General features: G+C 29.5%; 17 protein-coding genes. All 17 read left to right on the top strand.

Annotation, left to right across the window (positions count from 1 at the left end):
- The first annotated feature begins 50 nt into the window (after positions 1 to 50).
- On the top strand, positions 51 to 794 hold the full coding sequence (locus BN2409_RS00990) for a YkgJ family cysteine cluster protein (protein ID WP_053954796.1): 744 nt from the start codon (positions 51 to 53) through the stop codon (positions 792 to 794).
- A gap of 111 nt (positions 795 to 905) precedes the next feature.
- Positions 906 to 1,625 carry a SpoIID/LytB domain-containing protein gene (locus tag BN2409_RS00985; protein WP_053954795.1) on the top strand — a complete coding sequence of 240 codons (720 nt, stop codon included), beginning with the start codon at positions 906 to 908 and terminating at the stop codon, positions 1,623 to 1,625.
- A 104-nt stretch (positions 1,626 to 1,729) separates the two neighbouring features.
- The gene (locus tag BN2409_RS00980; RefSeq protein WP_110942865.1) at positions 1,730 to 2,626 is read left to right on the top strand and encodes a DMT family transporter; all 897 of its coding nucleotides are present in this window, start codon (positions 1,730 to 1,732) and stop codon (positions 2,624 to 2,626) included.
- A gap of 24 nt (positions 2,627 to 2,650) precedes the next feature.
- Positions 2,651 to 4,333 (top strand): leucine-rich repeat domain-containing protein, encoded by a 1,683-nt coding sequence (locus tag BN2409_RS00975; protein WP_053954794.1) that lies wholly within the window; start codon positions 2,651 to 2,653, stop codon positions 4,331 to 4,333.
- Positions 4,334 to 4,427: 94 nt separating this feature from the next.
- A complete protein-coding gene (locus tag BN2409_RS00970) occupies positions 4,428 to 5,987 on the top strand; it encodes a recombinase family protein (RefSeq protein ID WP_053954793.1) in 1,560 nt (519 codons plus the stop codon).
- 59 nt (positions 5,988 to 6,046) lie between these two features.
- On the top strand, positions 6,047 to 6,742 hold the full coding sequence (locus BN2409_RS00965; RefSeq protein WP_053954792.1) for an N-acetylmuramoyl-L-alanine amidase family protein: 696 nt from the start codon (positions 6,047 to 6,049) through the stop codon (positions 6,740 to 6,742).
- 183 nt (positions 6,743 to 6,925) lie between these two features.
- Positions 6,926 to 7,192, top strand: coding sequence for a Veg family protein (locus BN2409_RS00960; protein WP_053954791.1), 267 nt, complete (start codon positions 6,926 to 6,928; stop codon positions 7,190 to 7,192).
- A 188-nt stretch (positions 7,193 to 7,380) separates the two neighbouring features.
- Positions 7,381 to 8,598, top strand: coding sequence for an argininosuccinate synthase (locus tag BN2409_RS00955; RefSeq protein WP_053954790.1), 1,218 nt, complete (start codon positions 7,381 to 7,383; stop codon positions 8,596 to 8,598).
- Between the two features lie 4 nt (positions 8,599 to 8,602).
- Positions 8,603 to 9,979 (top strand): argininosuccinate lyase, encoded by a 1,377-nt coding sequence (gene argH, locus BN2409_RS00950; protein ID WP_053954789.1) that lies wholly within the window; start codon positions 8,603 to 8,605, stop codon positions 9,977 to 9,979.
- 98 nt (positions 9,980 to 10,077) lie between these two features.
- Complete coding sequence (locus BN2409_RS00945; RefSeq protein ID WP_053954788.1) at positions 10,078 to 11,652, top strand: DUF3794 and LysM peptidoglycan-binding domain-containing protein; 1,575 nt, start codon at positions 10,078 to 10,080, stop codon at positions 11,650 to 11,652.
- A 282-nt stretch (positions 11,653 to 11,934) separates the two neighbouring features.
- A complete protein-coding gene (gene ispE / locus BN2409_RS00940; protein WP_053954787.1) occupies positions 11,935 to 12,789 on the top strand; it encodes a 4-(cytidine 5'-diphospho)-2-C-methyl-D-erythritol kinase in 855 nt (284 codons plus the stop codon).
- 323 nt (positions 12,790 to 13,112) lie between these two features.
- On the top strand, positions 13,113 to 13,331 hold the full coding sequence (locus tag BN2409_RS00935) for a CLC_0170 family protein (RefSeq protein ID WP_053954786.1): 219 nt from the start codon (positions 13,113 to 13,115) through the stop codon (positions 13,329 to 13,331).
- Positions 13,332 to 13,350: 19 nt separating this feature from the next.
- Complete coding sequence (locus BN2409_RS00930; protein ID WP_053954785.1) at positions 13,351 to 14,922, top strand: spore germination protein; 1,572 nt, start codon at positions 13,351 to 13,353, stop codon at positions 14,920 to 14,922.
- Positions 14,915 to 16,021: a GerAB/ArcD/ProY family transporter gene (locus BN2409_RS00925; RefSeq protein ID WP_053954784.1), complete on the top strand. Its 1,107-nt coding sequence runs from the start codon at positions 14,915 to 14,917 to the stop codon at positions 16,019 to 16,021. The genes BN2409_RS00930 and BN2409_RS00925 overlap by 8 nt, the downstream gene beginning before the upstream one ends.
- Positions 16,014 to 17,171 (top strand): Ger(x)C family spore germination protein, encoded by a 1,158-nt coding sequence (locus tag BN2409_RS00920; protein ID WP_053954783.1) that lies wholly within the window; start codon positions 16,014 to 16,016, stop codon positions 17,169 to 17,171. Before BN2409_RS00925 ends, BN2409_RS00920 begins: the two co-directional genes overlap by 8 nt.
- A gap of 94 nt (positions 17,172 to 17,265) precedes the next feature.
- Complete coding sequence (gene spoIIR, locus BN2409_RS00915) at positions 17,266 to 17,943, top strand: stage II sporulation protein R (RefSeq protein ID WP_242847890.1); 678 nt, start codon at positions 17,266 to 17,268, stop codon at positions 17,941 to 17,943.
- A 107-nt stretch (positions 17,944 to 18,050) separates the two neighbouring features.
- Positions 18,051 to 18,758, top strand: coding sequence for a spore cortex-lytic enzyme (gene sleB, locus BN2409_RS00910; protein ID WP_053954782.1), 708 nt, complete (start codon positions 18,051 to 18,053; stop codon positions 18,756 to 18,758).
- Positions 18,759 to 18,761: the final 3 nt, after the last annotated feature.

Raw genomic sequence — 18,761 nt, 5'->3', positions numbered from 1 at the left:
TCTAGGGCATCCTCTTTTTTATTTGGTAAAAATATAAAAAGGAGACTATAATGAAACTTAATCATAAACATATAGAAAAATCTATTAAATTTGCTCAAAAATCTGATTATTTTGATCGATTAAATAAAATTTATAATACGATTCCTACGGGAAGGTGTTTAGGTTGTACAAATTGTTGTATGGAATCTGTATCTACCCATTTTGTAGAGTTTTTAAATATCATCCATTATTTAACGAATAGGTCTAAACTTTATAAAGAAATTCTGCCTAATGTTGTAAAATATTATTTTTTAGAGATGGTAGACAAGACCCATTGCCCTTTTTTAGATGAGTCTGGAAAATGTGTAATTTATCCTGTTAGACCTTTAGTTTGTAGGGTTTTTGGACACTTGACAAAAGAAGAATATGAAGAAGGATATAAGAGAGTATTAAGTGAAAACATTGGAAATATGAAAATGTTTAAAAATCAGTACGGTATTTTTATTCCAGAAGAAGTGGCTTATTATAAAATTGATTATTGCACAGACTTTGAAGTTTGCAAAAGAATGACAAAACAACAACGACAGACAATGATTGATAGTATTTTTACTATGGAATCTTCTTTTTTTATGAGAGGATTAATTACAGAGGATTTTTTAGATTTAGGGCTTGTATCTTGGTTTGCATATATCATATGGGATAAAGAAGAGGCAGGAAAATTAAAAATTCAAGTAATGCAAGAATATGTGAAAGGAGAAAATAAAACTTTATCTCAAATTTTAGAAAAAGTGTGCAAAGATCTAAATCAATTTTAGATCTTTCTTTATTTATTTTCTACACTCCATACTAGTCTATTGTGTAGACCTATTATTTATATATAAAATGTTGAAAATAACAAAAGGTTAGGATTGAAGGAGGGCTAGAATTTGAATGAGGAAAAATCTATTTTTGTTAAAATATATGACCATATCAAAAAGAAAATAGTATTTATGGAGATGGATGAAGTTGTTAAGCTTATGGTAGCTGCTCAAATCCCTATAGATTTTCAAATAGAAGCTTTAAAGGCACAAGCGATTATGGATAGAACTTTTTTAATGAAAAATTCAAAAATATTTGGAGGAGAAGGATGTTCTAAATATAAAGGAGCAGATGTCTGTACAAGTGGACACTGTGGAGTCGTTGGAAATATAGATGAATTAAAAGAAAAGTGGAAAGAAGATTTTGTTTCAAATTGGGATAGAATTCAAAAAGCTGTACAGGAAACGCAAGAAAAAATTATTACTATAAATAATAAACCTATTGAACCTAAATATCACTTGATTTGCGGAGGTTCTACGGAGAATTCTGAAAAGGTAATAGGAAACAAAACACTATATTTGAGGAAAGTATTGTGTGATGGGTGCAGGGATGCTACTGGATATAAGGAGTCGAGGGTTTTATCCATAAAAGAAATGGAGAAAAGATTAAATATAAAAACTCTTCCTCCGAGTTCTTTGGAGGGATCTTGTATAGAGGGAATTATAGAAGACGTTCAAAGAGATGAAGAAGGAAGAGTGGTTTGTGCAAAGATTGGGGGAACCGTATTTAAAGGAATAGAAATGATGAATTTATTGGGTTTAAATTCAACAAGTGTTAATGTTCATTAAGAACATTTTATATGCTATATATGGGAAGTAGTGGATTTATTTGGTATACTATAGAGGAAAAGAAGAGAAAAATAGATATGCAAATGAAGAATAGGGGGATGAAAATGAAGAAAAAAACATTGTATGCAGATTTAGCTCTATTGATAGTTGCTTTTATTTGGGGATCTACTTTTGTAGTGATCAAGGATGTTTTGTCTCAAACGAAACCTATGGGTCTAATGGCTATGAGATTTATAGTAGCTACTGCATTATTATCTATTATATTTCATAAAAAACTAAAAAAAATTACAAAAGAAGAATTTGTTGGAGGAGTTGTGATTGGAATATTTTTGTATATTGCTTTAGCCGTTCAAACTATAGGACTTATTTATACAACTGCAGCTAAGCAATCTTTTTTAACTACTATATATGTGGTAATGGTTCCTTTTTTAACTTGGATCATCTATAAAAAAAGACCAGACATGTATTCTATGATAGGGGCTTTTTTAGCGATTATAGGAATAGGCTTGTTGACTATAGATGAATCTTTTTCTTTAAGTACATTGAATAAGGGAGATATATTAACTCTTTCATGCGCTCTTTTCTTTGCATTTCATATTGTAGCTATTGAATATTTTTCAAAAGACAAAGAACCTATTGTACTAAGTATTGTACAATTTGGAGTAGCAGCCATACTATTTTTAGTATCCGCTTTGATATTTGAACCATTTACTTTAAATCTTAATCCTTCTGTTATGAAGGCTATGCTTTATTTAGCTTTGGCAGGAACGGTCTTTGCATATACGATTCAAAATGTTGCCCAAAAATATACAGAAGCTTCTCATACAGCTATTATACTTTCTTTGGAATCTGTTTTTGGAAGCTTGTTGGCAGTATTAGTATTAGGAGAAACATTGACTATGAAAATGATGTTAGGATGTATTGTAATATTTTCTGGGGTCATATTAACAGAAACAAAGCTTGAATTTTTGAAAATGGGAAAAGTGAAAAAGTACAGTTGATACCTAAATATATGGGAGGAAAATATGGAGGATACCCAAGATATAACATGGAAAGATAGATTAAGGTCTATTTTAGAAAAGCTTATTTTACTTATGTATGTCATTACAAATATAAAAAGTGGAGACACAGCATGGTTTCTTGCTTGTATAATGATATGTATTGCATTTATAAATATAAAGCATAAAGAAAATAGGATAGGAAGTATTGCAGTAATTGCTTTGTTTTCTATATATTATTTATTCAAAAAGTTATCTATTTATTATATGGATGAAAGTATCATAACAAATTCTATTATTGTAATAGGCATAATAGGGGTTGTTGCAGAGAGGAAGATAAAGCATAAGCTTATACAAGGATTGTGTATATTACTTGTAGTGCCTATTGTTTTTTATACTAGTAATTATATAAAAAAGGATAAAATTATTAAAGATTTATACTTGGAGAAAAACATCATACAAACACTAGATCAGCATAATAAAAAAATTTCTATAAAGGATTTAGAGAATATAAAAGAATTATCTATTGGAAAAAGAGTGAGAATATTAGATGGAATAGAAAACTTAAAGAATTTAAAAAAATTAGAGATGGATTGTAAAAATCTACAAGACTATTCAGAACTAAAAGCATTGAAGAAATTAGAAACTTTATGGATTTATAATGTAGACGATGAAAAATTAAATTTTTTAAAGGAGTATAAAAACCTAAAAGAACTTCATATATCCTTTAAAAATGATAAATCTGAAAATATTATTTTACCAAAACATCTAAAAAAGCTTAAGATTACAAAAGGAGTAAATATCCATATAGATTATGTAAAAACTTCACCTTATTTAGAGGAATTAGATTTATCTCAAAGGCAAATAGTAGATTTTACACCTTTGATGGAATTGAAAAATTTGAAGAAATTAAATATAAGTGATACAAATATAAATACTTTAGATGTTATAAAAAATTTATATTCTTTAGAAAAACTAGATATATCAAAAAGCATGATCAGTTATACAAGAGACAGTATAAAAGATTTGACCCCTCTTATGAAATTAGAAAAATTAAATGATTTAGATATAAGTTGTAATATAGGTGTAAAGAATATAGTACCTTTAGAAACATTAATGAATCTTCATGTGCTTAACATGAGAGAATGTAGAGTAGATGATGTGAGTCCTTTAAAAAGTTTAAAAAACTTAGAAGTTCTTCATATAGAAGATAATCTAAATTATAATCAAAATATAAAAGGATATACTTTTCCTAAAAATATAGGTACTTTAAATGAGCTTGATAATCTTAAAGAACTTTATGTAGATGGATTGGATATAAAAAATTTAAATGGTATCAAAAACTTAAAACAATTAGAGATATTGCATGCCGAGAGGAACAAAATAAAGGATATAACAGGAATGAAAGAATTATATTCGTTAAAAAATGTAAGTTTTAATCAAAATAAAATTGAAGATATTGATCCTATTACTCACTTGATTCATTTGGAAAAATTGGATTTAGGAGATAATTGTATTGAAGATATAAGTCCTTTAAAAAAGTTAATACATTTAAAAGAATTGAACTTAAATAACAATAAAATTATAGATATAGAACCTTTAAAAAATTTACATGAATTAGAATGGATAGGGTTAGATGAAAATAAAGTGATAGATTATTCACCTTTAAAGAATTTAGATAAAATATATAAAGATTATAAGAATAAATAAAGACCTGCTTTAAAGCAGGTCTTTATTTTATGAAAGTATAATTTAAAAACACACCTCATAAATTTAAAGTAAGTCTTTAAAGGAGGTAAATATAATGAAAGGAGAAGACTATAAAAAAAGTGTAGGAATATATTGTAGACTAAGTAATGAGGATGGAGAAAATCTTTTATCTAATTCTATAGAAAATCAAATGAATATGTTAAAAAAATATGCAGATGAAAATTATTGGCATGTATATGACTACTATATAGATGATGGATATACAGGAACAAATTTTGATCGTCCAGAATTTAAAAGAATGATTGAGGATATAAAAAGGGGAAATATATCTATTGTCATGACAAAAGATATGAGTAGACTTGGAAGAGATTATATACAAGTAGGATTTTATATAGAAAAATTTTTCCCAGAGTCAGGTATAAGATATATTGCTTTAAATGACGGGGTAGATACAAAAGAAGAGGGTATCAATGATGATATCACTCCATTTAAAGCCATTATGAATGATTATTATTCAAAGGATATTAGTAAAAAAATAAGAAGTGTATTAGATTTAAAAAGAAAAGAAGGAAAATTTATAGGTTCTTTTGCTCCTTATGGATACGAAAAAAATCCTAATCATAAAGGGCATTTAATGATAGATGAAGAAGCGTCTTGGGTGGTTGAAAAGATTTTTGATCTATATTTATCAGGAAAGGGGTTAAAAGCTATATGTATATGGCTTAATGATTCGAAAATACCTTGCCCCTCTGTGTATAAAAGTAAAAAGATAAAAAACTATAATCCAGTTCTGATGAAAAGTTCAAAATGGTGTCATAGTACTATCAAAAATATACTTACAAATAAAACATACACAGGAGATCTTACTCAAGGAAAATCTAAAAAAATTAATTATAAATCTAAAAAAATTAAAAGATTAAAGGAAGAAGATTGGTTGAGCATAAAAAATACTCATGATCCTATTGTTTCAAAGGAAACCTTTGAAATGGTTAGAAATTTAATGAATCAAAAGAGTAAAAAATATAAAGGAGCCAAAAAAAGTGTCAAATCTTTTAGTGGATTAGCTTTTTGTGGAGATTGTGGAGGATATATGACATATTACAAAATGCCAAAGGGTTATTATTTTTTAATATGTTCTACCTATAAAAAGTATGGAAAAAAAGAATGCACTAGACATTCTATATTAGAAAAAAAGTTAGAGGAAATGGTCATAAAAGATGTTAAGGATCTGGTCAATAAGTTTGTGGATTTAGATAAATTCCAAAAAGAATTACAAAAAATAGTCTATCATCAGAAACAAAGAAAAAGCGTTGAAAAAGAATTGGCAACTATAGAAAAAAGATTAGCAGAAAGTACACATATATTAAAATCATTATATGAAGATAAGGTGAAAAAAAATATCTCAGAAGAAGAGTTTTTTTATTTATATAAAGAATTTCAATGTGATAAAGAAAATCTTTTAATAAGGAAAAATTTTTTATATGAAAAGAATAATTATAAACCTTGTCATAAAAATAAAATAGATATGGAAAAAACCATAAGCAAGCTATGGAGTAAATATGAGTTTCGTAGACTTATCTTTACTCAATTGATAGATCAAATAGAAGTTTTTGAAGAAAATGATATTATCATTCATTATAAAATAAGACATTAAATTGTTCTTGTTGATATTTAACAAGATTTGGATGGAAGCCTATCGCTTTTCAAATTGAAATGCAAGGAAAGGGTGAGGGGTTAGGCCTTTGTCAGTATGGTGCAAATTCTATGGCTAAAAGTGGAAAAAGTGCAGAAGAAATTTTAAAATATTATTTTACAGGAGTAGAAATCAAAAACTTTGATAAACCCAGTATAAATAAACCTTTAACGGGGAGAATAATAGTACTTGATCCAGGTCATGGAGGGATAAATACAGAAGATGTATATGGACCTACAGGACTGAGAGAGAAAGATGTAAATCTTTGTATATCTTTAAAGCTTGCTCAAAAGCTTAGGGGATTAGGAGCAAAAGTATATGAAACGAGAAAAGAAGATGTTTATGTTCCGCTTGGGAAAAGAGCCAAATTAGCTGAGGAGGTAAGACCTGATTTCTTTATAAGTATTCATCAAAACTCCTTTTTAAATTCTAATATATCAGGAAGTGAAGTTTATCATTATAGAGGAGATGAAGAGGGAGAAATTCTTGGAAATCTTATTTTAGAAGAAATCCATAAAAAAGTAGGATTGATCAAAAGGGGAACAAAAATAGCTGAATTCTATCTTCTTAGAGAAGTAAAATCTAGTGTTCTTCATATTGAAGTTGGCTTTATTACGAATCCAGAAGAAGAAAAAAAATTAAGAGAAGAAAAAACACAAGATAAAATTGCAGAAGCTATGGCTACAGGCTTAATAAGATTTTACTCTTATGGGTAGAAGAACTAAGTGTTCTTCTATTTTCGTGTAGTATGGACATGAAAGTGCAAATGTTTTCCTTGTGGAACTTAAAACGTTTATTGACAATATTAAATATCCATTATATAATAATAGGTCAAGTGTTTGACAATTGTTCTGTAATATGATATGATAGTATTGTATTATGTGAAAGAAGGTGATTCAATGGCTCAAAAGAATGATTTGGCTAGGATCAAAAGAGATGTAGAACACCTTGTTGGGGAAAAAGTAAGATTAAAAGCCAACAAAGGAAGAAAGAAGATCTGCGTAAAAGAAGGTATTCTTGAAGAAACTTACCCTGACATCTTTGTAGTGTGTATAGACGGTGGATATAATACGGTAAGAAGAGTTTCCTACAGCTATTCAGATATACTTACAGAAACAGTTGAAATTACCTTATGCAACAATGACAAAAAAATCCAAGCTAGTTAACGATAATAACCTTCTGGGGAAGCCAGAAGGTATTTTGTTTTTTGAGATGAAAGCATTTGCTTTCATCTTTTTTTATTTATATCTTAACGCTTGTGAATAATTATAAAATAATCTGAATAAATATGTTGAATAATTATAAATTTTTGTTATAATATATTCAATATATAAATTAGAAAGGGGAAATTCATTTGAAAAAAGAAAAAGCAGTTTTAGCATATTCTGGAGGATTGGATACATCTGTTATTCTTACTTGGCTAAAGGAAACACATGGAATGGATGTGATTGCTGTATGTGTCAATGTAGGTCAACAAGAAGATTTTGAGGAAGTAAAGAAGAAAGCATTAGCAACAGGAGCTGTAAATGTTTATGTAATTGATGTTGTAGAAGAGTTTATTACGGATTATATTTTTCCAACTCTTAAGGCATCTGCCGTATATGAAGATGATTATTTATTGGGTACATCTTTTGCTAGACCATTGATTGCAAAAAAACTAGTTGAGATAGCCCAAAAGGAGGGGGCTATTGCCATTGCTCATGGTGCTACAGGTAAGGGAAATGATCAAGTTCGTTTTGAAGCCACCATTAAAGCGTTAGATCCTCATCTTAAAATTATTGCTCCTTGGAGAATGTGGGATTTAAAATCTAGAGAAGATTGTATTGAATATGCAAAAAAGCATAATATTCAAATTGGGGTTACAAAAGAAAAAATTTATAGTAGGGATCAAAATATATGGCATATCAGTCACGAGGGAGGAAATTTGGAAAATCCATGGAATGAGCATGATGAGAGTATATATATGATGAGTGTATCTCCTAAAAATGCTCCTGATGTACCTACTTTTGTAGAAATAGAGTTTGAAAAAGGAATTCCTGTAAAAATAAATGAAAGAGATTATGATCCAGTAATTATGATGAAACTACTCAATCAATTAGCTGGTGAGAATGGAGTAGGAATGATTGATATTATTGAAAATAGATTAGTAGGTATGAAATCCCGTGGAATCTATGAAACACCAGGAGGGACGGTGCTTTTTAAAGCACATCAAGCACTAGAGAAGCTTACTTTAGATAGAGATACTTTAAATTATAAAAAAATAGTAGCACAAAAGTATGCACAGCTTGTTTATGATGGATTGTGGTTTACGCCTCTTAGACTTGCATTATCTAAATTTGTGGATAGTACGCAAGAGTGTGTGAGTGGAAAGGTGAAAATGAAACTTTATAAAGGAAATTGCACGCCCGTTGCATCTTATTCACCTTATTCATTGTATAATGAAGAATTTGTAACCTTTGGAGAAGATCATGTGTATAATCAAAAGGATGCAGAAGGTTTTATTAACTTATTTTCACTGCCTTTGACAATCCGTGCTTTGATGAATGAAAAAAACTCAAAAGGAGAGAAATAAAAACATGAAGCTATGGGGAGGACGTTTTTTAAAAAATACAGCAAGTATTGTAGATGAATTTAATGCATCTATATCTTTTGATCAAAAACTTTATAAGCATGATATTATAGGAAGTATCGCTCATGCAAAAATGCTAAAGCATTCAAATATTATTACAGAAGAAGAAGGACAAAAGATTATAAAAGGACTACAAGAGATTTTAAAAGATATTGAGGAAGGAAAAATAATATTTCAAACAGCCTATGAAGATATTCATATGAACATTGAAAAATTTCTTACGGATCGTATTGGAGAAGTAGGAAAAAAACTTCATACAGCAAGAAGTAGAAATGATCAGGTGGCAGTAGATCTAAGATTATATCTAAAAGATGAAATGGATAGCATTTCTAAAAAACTAAAAAATTTATTAAATACTTTCGTATTACTTTCAAAAGAACATATAAGTACGATTATGCCAGGGTATACACATCTTCAAAGAGCACAACCTATTACCTTGGGATATCATATGATGGCATATTTTCAAATGTTTAAAAGAGACTATTTAAGACTAAAAGATTGCTATGAAAGAGTCAACGTGATGCCTCTAGGGGCAGGAGCTTTGGCAGGAACTACTTATCATACAGATTTAGAATTTTTAAAAGAAGAGCTTGGATTTTTTCATATATGTGAAAACTCACTAGATGCAGTAAGTGATAGAGATTTTATTATTGAATTTATGAGTGATATGTCATTGGTTATGATGCACCTTAGCAGATTTTGCGAAGAATTGATTATTTGGAATAGTGCTGAATTTAACTTTATAGAGCTAGATGATGCTTATAGTACAGGGAGCAGTATTATGCCACAGAAGAAAAATCCTGATGTAGCAGAGCTAATTAGGGGGAAAACAGGTAGGATTTATGGCAATCTATTCAATATATTGACCATTATGAAAGCACTACCCCTAGCTTATAATAAAGATATGCAAGAAGACAAAATTCCCTTATTTGATACCATTGAAACTGTAAGCATTTGTATTGATATTTTTAATGAAATGATTTTAACAATGAAGGTAAATAAAGATGTGATGAAAAAGAATACAAAAGAAGGATTTATGAATGCTACAGATGTAGCAGATTATCTTGTGAAAAAAGAAGTAGCTTTTAGGAGTGCTCATGAAATAGTAGGGAAAATAGTTCTTTATTGTATTGAGGCGAGTAAGAATATTGAAGATTTAACACTAAAAGAATTGAAAGGATTTTCAAATGTATTTACAGAAGATATTTTTGAAGTGATTAAAATAGAAAATTGTATAGAATCAAAGAAGTCACAAGGATCTCCTGCTAAAGAAAATGTTGAGAGAATGATTATAGAAGGAGAGAAATTTCTAAAAAAGAAGTGAAAAATTTATTTTTCACTTCTTTTTTTATGTACTTCATCATAAGTATAGAAAGAGATAAATAGTAGTGTGATTTAGGGACTAAAGGAGGAGGAAAATCAATGGCTATGGAATTAATGAGAGATTTACTAAAGATAGATCAAGTAATTGGTGGAGGGGATACACAAGCACTTGTAGAGGGAGAAATATTAGTGCCGGATATAAAACCTGATATTTCAAGAATTATATCTGTAGATGGTGATATTAGTATTACAGGAAAAGAAATTCTTAAGGATAAAGTGAACATAGAGGGTGTCATAAATTTTAAAATACTTTATGTTGCAGATACAGGGGAGTATCCTGTGTATGGCATGAATGCTAGTGCAGGCTTTAATCAAAGTATGGATATTCCAGCTACAGAGCCTAATATGAGAACGGATATTCGTGCCTTTATAGAACATATTGATTCTTATATAGTCAATGAAAGAAAAATAGGGATTAAAGCAGTTGTGGATTTAGAAGGAAAAAGCATGGATACTACGAAAATGGAAGTACTTAGAAAGATAGAAGGTTTAGAAGATGTACAGGTTTTAAAAGAAAATATATATTATGAAGATCTAGTAGGATCAAACCAATCTGAGACTATGGTAAGAGAAAAAATTGAAATTGATGAAAGTATGCCAGATATCTTAGAAATCGTAAAATGTGATGCTTATCCTGTAGAAAAAGAAAGGCAGGTTACAGACGGAAAGGTTATTGTAGGTGGAGTAGTTAAAATCAATACTTTGTATGTTGGAGATGATGAAAAGAATTCTTTATGTATAATGAGAAATGAAGTTCCTTTTACTCATTTTGTTGAAATCCCCAATGCTATGAAGGATATGGAAAGCAAAATTAAGTTAAAAGGAGATGAAGTATATACAGAGATCAAAGAAAATGTAGATGGAGATAAAAGAATCGTAGAAGTAGAAGCTGTAATTAAGATTGATGCAGTAGTAAGTGAGATAGAACAAAACGAAGTTTTAGTGGATGCATATTCTCCAACAAAGGTTTTAAAAATAGATAAAAAACCTGTTTTCTTTTATGAAAAAGTAGGCGATAATACAGCAAATGTGATTGTAAAAGAAATGCTAGATATACCTGACGATGCATTACAAATTTTGAAGGTGCTTCATGTGAATGCAAGGCCTGTCATGACAGATATGACTTTAAATGATGAAAAAGTAATCATAGAAGGTGTTTTAGAAACAAATGTATTGTATTTATGTCAAGATGAAGAAAAGGGAGTCAAGAATTTTGCACAAGAAATTCCTTTTAGACACTTTGTGGAAATTCCTAAAGCAAAGGAAAACATGGAGGCAGAAGTAGAACTACATACTTATGATATAGATTATAGTTTAATTAATCCAGAACAAATAGAAGTAAGAATCAACATAGGAGCCAATTGTACAGTGAAAGAAAAAATGAAAATAGAAGTTATTGTAGATGCACAAGAATTAGATGAAAAAGTAGATATGAGCAAAAGACCAAGTATTACTATATATTATGTACAACCAGGAGATACAATTTGGAAGATTGCTAAGAGATATAATACCACTGTGGAGGAATTGATTGAAACCAATCATATTGAAAAGGCAGATTCTATTTATCCTGGAGATCAGATTGTGATTCAAAAAACTTTTGTATATGAGTTTTAAAAACTTAGTTTAAAAGCCTATGAACTTATAGGCTTAAGTTTGTAGACAAAGTCATAAAAAACGTCACTAAATTCTCAATAATTGTTCCGAATTTTAAGCAACGGAAATATTGAATGAAATGAAAAGATTTCGTTGGCGCCATGAGCTTGCGAATTTTATGACTTTGCTACAATATACTTTGTCAGCAGTCAGAGCCTATAAACTTATAGGCTTTTTTATTTTATGTACAATGATACGGAAAAAATGATAAAATAATACGAAAGAACAAAAGAGGTGAGTAAAATGGAAAAATTAGAAATAAAAGGAAGAGCAAAAATCAATTTATCACTAGATGTTCTAAAAAGAAGAGAAGACGGATATCATGAAGTGAAGATGATTATGCAGCAAATCGATTTATATGATGAAATTAGTTTGAAAATTATTAAAAATGGAATTATTTTAAATTCAAATTGTGAATATATACCCAATCATGAAGGGAATATTGCATATAAGGCAGCACAGCTTATGATTCATCATTTTGGTATTAAACAAGGGATTGAAATTTACATTCATAAAAATATTCCTGTAGCAGCAGGACTGGCAGGTGGAAGTACAGATGCAGCAGCAGTTATGATTGGAATGAATGAACTTTTTAATCTTAAAGCTACCAAAAAAGAATTGATGGATTTAGGGGTGAATTTAGGGGCAGATGTTCCATTTTGTATTTTGGGAGGAGCAGCCCTTGCAGAGGGAATAGGAGAAAAATTAACTTCTATACAAGGATTTCAGGAATGGATTGTTTTATGTAAACCTAATATAAGTGTTTCAACGGCTAGTGTATATGGTAATTTAAATGTAGAACAAATTATAGATCATCCTAAGACGGAAGTTATGATTGAGGCTCTAAAAAATAAAGATATAAAGATTCTTTCTGAAAATTTATGTAATGTATTAGAGCCTGTAACGGAAAGTATGCATCCTATTATAAAAGATATTAAAAAGAAGATGTTAGAATACCAAGCATTAGGAAGTATAATGAGCGGAAGTGGTCCTACGGTGTTTGGAATTTACAAAGATTATAATAAAGCAAAATCTGCTTATGAAAATTTAAGTAAAATATATAATCAAGTATATATTGTAAAAACATATAATGAATAATTTAAAAAAGGAACAGCAAATGCTGTTCCTTATCTTGTATACAAAGTCATAAAAAATGTAACCAATTTTCAAATTTGGAAAATATGAAGAAACGATCGAAAATAGCATTACAAACTCACTATGTTCAAACAGTGTAATGCTAATGATTTTCTCACTTATTCTATATTTTCACAAATTCTCAATAATGGTTTCGAATTTTATGACTTTGCTAAAATATAGTTTGCCAATAGTTTGAGGAACAGCAAATGCTGTTCTTTTTTTGTATATCCCTTTCAAAAAAGGTAAATATTATATTATAGACTTTGAAAAGCGGGTGATGAAACTTGGAAAAAATAATTTTATATTTTTATGAAAAACTAAAGGATATTTATTCTTTGTATTTGGTATTTTTAGTTTTAGGGATAGGATTTTTTTCTTTATGGATAGATAGTAAAAATTTAAAGAAGAAGAAATTATATAGGGAAGCAAAAATTTGTAAAGGAGTAGGGCTAGTATATATTATAGGCGGAATAGGAGTTTATATTGTTCTTAAAATAGTATGAAGAAAGGAGCTATTTTCTTATGAGTTTTTTTGATGATTTATTTCAGCCTAAAGAAGAAAAAGTAAAAATTCCAATTAAAGAAGACTACCAAAAAAATTTAGATACAATCAAAGAAATTTTAAGTAATTGTGATGATGTGATTTATAGAGAATTTCAACCTATGAAAGATAAAAAAATGAATTTTGCACTTGTATATGCAGAAGGTATATCCAACAAAGATCTTTTACAGGAATATGTTTTAAAAAGTTTGATGCTTTTATCCTCTGATATTTTAAAAGAACCTCATTTGATGAAGGAAAAACTTTTTGAAGAAATCAAAAAACAATCTATTTCTGTAGCAGATATAAAAGAGATTGATGATATGAATGTAGCTATTGATACAATTCTTTGTGGAGATACGATTTTGATCGTAGACAAATGGGACAAGTTTTTTGTTATTGCTTCAAAAGGATGGGAGTTTCGATCTATTAGTGAACCTTCAACAGAAACAGTTATTCGTGGACCAAGAGAAGGATTTGTAGAAACACTAAGAATTAATACTGCTTTAGTAAGAAGGAGAATTCGTGATCCTAAATTCAAAATAAAACAAATGCAGATAGGAGAAAGATCAAAGACAGATATAGCTATTTTATATATAGAAGAGATTGTAAATAAAGACATATTAAAAGAGGTCAAAAAAAGATTGGATGAAATTAAAATTGATGCCATTTTAGAAAGCGGATACATAGAACAATTTATAGAAGATCAGTGGAAGTCACCTTTTCCCCAAATTCAGAATACGCAAAGACCAGATGTTGTCTCGGCTGCATTATTAGAAGGAAGGGTAGCTATTATTGTAGATAATACTCCTTTTGTTCTTTTGATTCCTGCAACCATTGTTACTTTATTACAATCTCCAGAGGATTATAGTGAAAGGTTTTTGATTGCATCTGCTTTAAGAATTTTAAGGTTTATATCTATTGTATTTGCATTGTTTCTTCCAAGTCTTTATATAGCTATTACTTCTTATCATCCTGGAATGCTACCTACAGATCTGGCTTTGTATGTAGCTGGAAGTAGAATGAATGTACCTTTTCCTGCATTTATTGAAACATTTATTATGGAGGGTTCTTTAGAACTATTAAGAGAAGCTGGAGTCAGGCTTCCAGGACCTATAGGATCAACCATTGGGATTGTAGGGGGGTTGGTGTTAGGTCAAGCGGCAGTTCAAGCTGGAATTGTAAGTCCTTTGATGGTGATTGTTGTAGCACTTACAGCAATGGCTGCTTATACAACTCCAAACTATAGCTTTGCTATTGCTTTTCGCATACTCAGATTTTCTCTTATGATATTAGCAGGAGTATTTGGATTATATGGGATTATATTAGGTTTGATTATTATATTAATTCATTTATGTAATTTAAAGAGCTTTGGAGTTCCATATTTAAGTCCATTTGTAGCTACGGAAACTACATTTAAGGATTTTAAAGATGTATTGATTCGAGCACCTCTTCGATTTATGAAAAAAAGACCTGAATTTTTACATAGGAGGGACAATGATAGACTAAGAGATACAACGGTAGCTATAGGGGAGGAAGAAAAAGATGAATAGAAATAATGATAAAATTTCAAGTTTTCAATTGGGAATGATGATTAGTATTACTATTGTAGGAGTAGGAATTTTAACGATTCCAAGAAGTCTTACAGAGAAAGTTGGACCTGATGGATGGATTGTTTTATCAATTACCGTATTGTTGGCGTTAGGAATAGGAAGAATTTTTACTACTTTAGTAGAAAAATTTTATCCTCAAAATATGGTTGAATATAGTAATTCTTTAGTAGGAAAGATTTTAGGAACTTTGATTGCTTTGTCTTTTTGTATATACCTTGTTATTTTTACAAGCTTTGAATTAAGAATATTTGGAGAAATTACAAAAGCTTATTTACTTTTTAATACACCTATTGAGGTATTAATGATTACTCTTTTACTAACAGCTACTTATCTTGTAAGGAGTGGAATAGAATCTATTGTTAGAATGGCACAACTACTTTTTCCATTTGTAATTATATTTGCTATATTGATTACTATACCTGTTTTAGGAGAATTACATTTTAGTAATTTACTTCCAGTTTTTAAAACTCCTATTTCTAAAATCATTCAAGCTATTCCTATTACATTTTTTAGTTTTGTTGGAATAGAAATGATTATGGTATGTGCAAATTTTGTTGTAGATCCTGAAAATATAAAAAAAGATATAGATCTATCTGTATTAATTGTAGCAGGGATTTATATGTTTATAGTAGTGGTAACAGTTTCGAGATTTGGACTTGTTGAAACAACTCATATTATATGGCCGTCTTTAGAACTTTTTAAGACTATTGATTTGCCAGGAGCATTTATTGAGAATATCCAGATATTTGTCATTGCTGTGTGGATTATTACTGTATTTATGACGGTAGTGCCTCTTTATTTTGGTGCGAGTTTAACCTTGAGTCGAATATTTAAATCAAAAGAACAAAATTATTTGGTATTGTTTTTGATTCCTTTTATTTATTTTATTGCATTAATTCCAGAAAATATTGCTCAATTAGGAGATTATGCAGATAAATTTTCATATTATTTAGGTACTTTGCATATGGTGATTATTCCTTCTATTTTACTACTGCTTAGTTATATCAAAAAGAAGGAAGGGGGAAAAGGTGGTGTATAAAAAAGTTTTATTATGTATGATGAGTATATTATTGCTCACAGGTTGTTGGGATAAGATTGAAATTGAGAAAAGGGCATTTGTAGCTATTGTGGGTATTGATAAATATGAAGAAAATAAAATAAAAATAGAAAACACTGAAGAAGAAAAAATAGATCAAGTAAAAAATAGATATCTCGTAACGATTTCTTACCCGAATACGGGACTTTTAGCTCAAAAAGGACAAGGAGATGCTAAATATGTATATAGTGCAGTAGGAGATAATTTAGAGGATATATTGGATGAATTTGAAACAAGAACAGGAAGAACTTTAAATTTTAGACAAACACAAGCTATTGTATTAGGAGAAAAGCTTGCTCAAGATGAAATCTTTGTAAGAGAAGTATTAGATAATATTGAAAGAAGTCCTGCTATTGGAAGAAAGATATATCTTATGAATACAAGAGGAAATGCTGAAGATGTGGTAAAGGTAAAAGTAAAGGATGAATTAGGACCAGGACTTTTTATTCGAGAAGTGATGCGTAGAAAAAAAGTAACTCCAAGGATTCCAGATGCGGATTTAGGATATGTATTAAAAAGCTTACATGAAAGTAAAGCTGCCGTTACTCCTAGGATGATGGCTTCTAAAGATGAAATTAAAGTTGCAGGGTCGGCAGTCCTTAAAGATTTCAAGTTGGTAGGATGGCTAGGAGAACAAGAAACAGAAAAGATGATGTTTATGCTAAATAAGATTAATGGAGGAATTTTAAATACAAAAGTAGACAATATTAGACTTCCTTTAAAAGTAACAAATTCAAATACAAAAATGAAAGTATATGAAAAAAATGGACAAATCTATACATCATTTGATATAGAGGTAGAAACAGAGTTAAGTCAACATCTATTTGAAGTAAGAAATCAGCCTTTAGATGATACATATCTTAAGAGGGTACAAAAAAAAGCATCAATGGAATTAAATCAAGCTATAGAGAAATTATATAAAAAAATCCAGAAAGATTTTCAAACAGATCTTGTACAAAGTGGAGAATATTTAAGAAAATACGAACCAAATATTTGGAAAGAAGTAAGAGAAGATTGGAGTGAAATTTTTCCAATAACTCAAGTAAAAGTAAATTCTAAAATAATCATAAGGAGGATTGGAGATACAAGATAAATTTTAAGGAAAAATATATAAAAGTTGGTTTAAAAATTCCCTTATTTGTTAATACTGAAAGTAAGATGATAAATTGGCAGATAGGGGGATTTTTATGAATATGTATATATGGAAAAATAAAAAGTTATGGGTGATAGGAATTATATTTGTACTTAGTATTTCTTCTTGTGTTTATTATTTTACCAAAGATGTATATGACAATCAGCAAAGCTACAAAGATCATTTAATAAGATTTCATGTTCTTGCAAATAGTGATGATCCAAAGGATCAAGAATTAAAATTAAAGGTTAGAGATAAAATTATTGAAGCAATGAATCCAAAATTTGAAAAGTCTCAAAGTCTAGAAGAAAGTAGGAGAATCATTCAAAAGAATATAAAGGAAATAGAAACTATTGCTGAAAATGAAATTCAAAAAAATAATCAAAGTTACAAAGTCGTAGCTTCTTTAGGAGATTATGATTTCCCTACCAAAAATTATGGATCTATTACTCTTCCAGCAGGAAATTATGAGGCTTTACGAGTAGTGATTGGAAAAGGAGAAGGGCAAAATTGGTGGTGTGTTATGTTTCCTCCTCTATGCTTTATTGATATGAAAAATGGATTAACGGATAAAAAAACTGAAAAAGAGATGATGAATGTCCTTACAAAAGAAGAATTTAATATGATTCGTACGGCTAAAAGTGAGGGAGAAGTTCCTATTAAATTAAAATTTAAAGTGGTAGAAATGTTAGAAGAGGCAAAAACAAAATTGAATAGAATGGCAAAAAAATGAGGAAATTTTCCTCATTTTTTTTACTAAAAATAACCACATAGTTAAATGTTGAATAATTGAGTAGAATCTAACAAAAAATAAAATTAATCTATGAAAGGAGGATATACATGACTATAAGTAAAAAGAAAGTTACTATATTAATTATTTTATTAACTTTTTGTACTACTATTGTGATACAAACCTATTTACATATAGGGAGTGCACAAGAAACTCTATATTGGGGTTCTAGTGGAGAAAAAGTGAAAACACTTCAAACCAAATTAAAACAATGGGGATATTATAATGGACCTATTGATAGTGTATATGGAGGGGGAACCTTTGAAGCTGTAAAGGCTTTTCAAAGAAAAAATGGACTTGCTGTAGATGGAGTAGTAGGATATGAAACTGCAAAAAAAATAGGCTTGCCGGTAAAGGAGCCTGCTACATCTAAAGATTATCAAGCTAGTAATAGCGGGACTTCTAGGAATGACGAGGTAAATATATTGGCAAAAGCAATAACAGGAGAGGCAAGAGGAGAACCCTACATAGGACAAGTAGCGGTAGGAGCTGTTGTGCTAAATAGAACGAGGCATCCATCTTTTCCAAATACAATTGCAGGAGTCATCTATCAACCTGGAGCCTTTACTGCTGTAAGTGATGGACAAATCAATCTTCCAGCAGATGATAGTTGTATTAAAGCTGCTAGAGATGCTTTGAATGGATGGGATCCTACGGGGGGATGTTTATATTATTGGAATCCAGCTACGGCTACAAGCAAGTGGATTTGGTCTAGGGAAGTAATAAAAAAAATAGGAAAACATTGGTTTGGAAATTAAGGA

Origin of the sequence: Inediibacterium massiliense (assembly GCF_001282725.1) — a bacterium.
Classification (GTDB): Bacteria; Bacillota; Clostridia; order Peptostreptococcales; family Thermotaleaceae; genus Anaerophilus; species Anaerophilus massiliensis.
The sequence above is the reverse complement of the archived record's forward strand: the minus strand, read 5'-3'. Positions and strand labels throughout refer to the sequence as shown.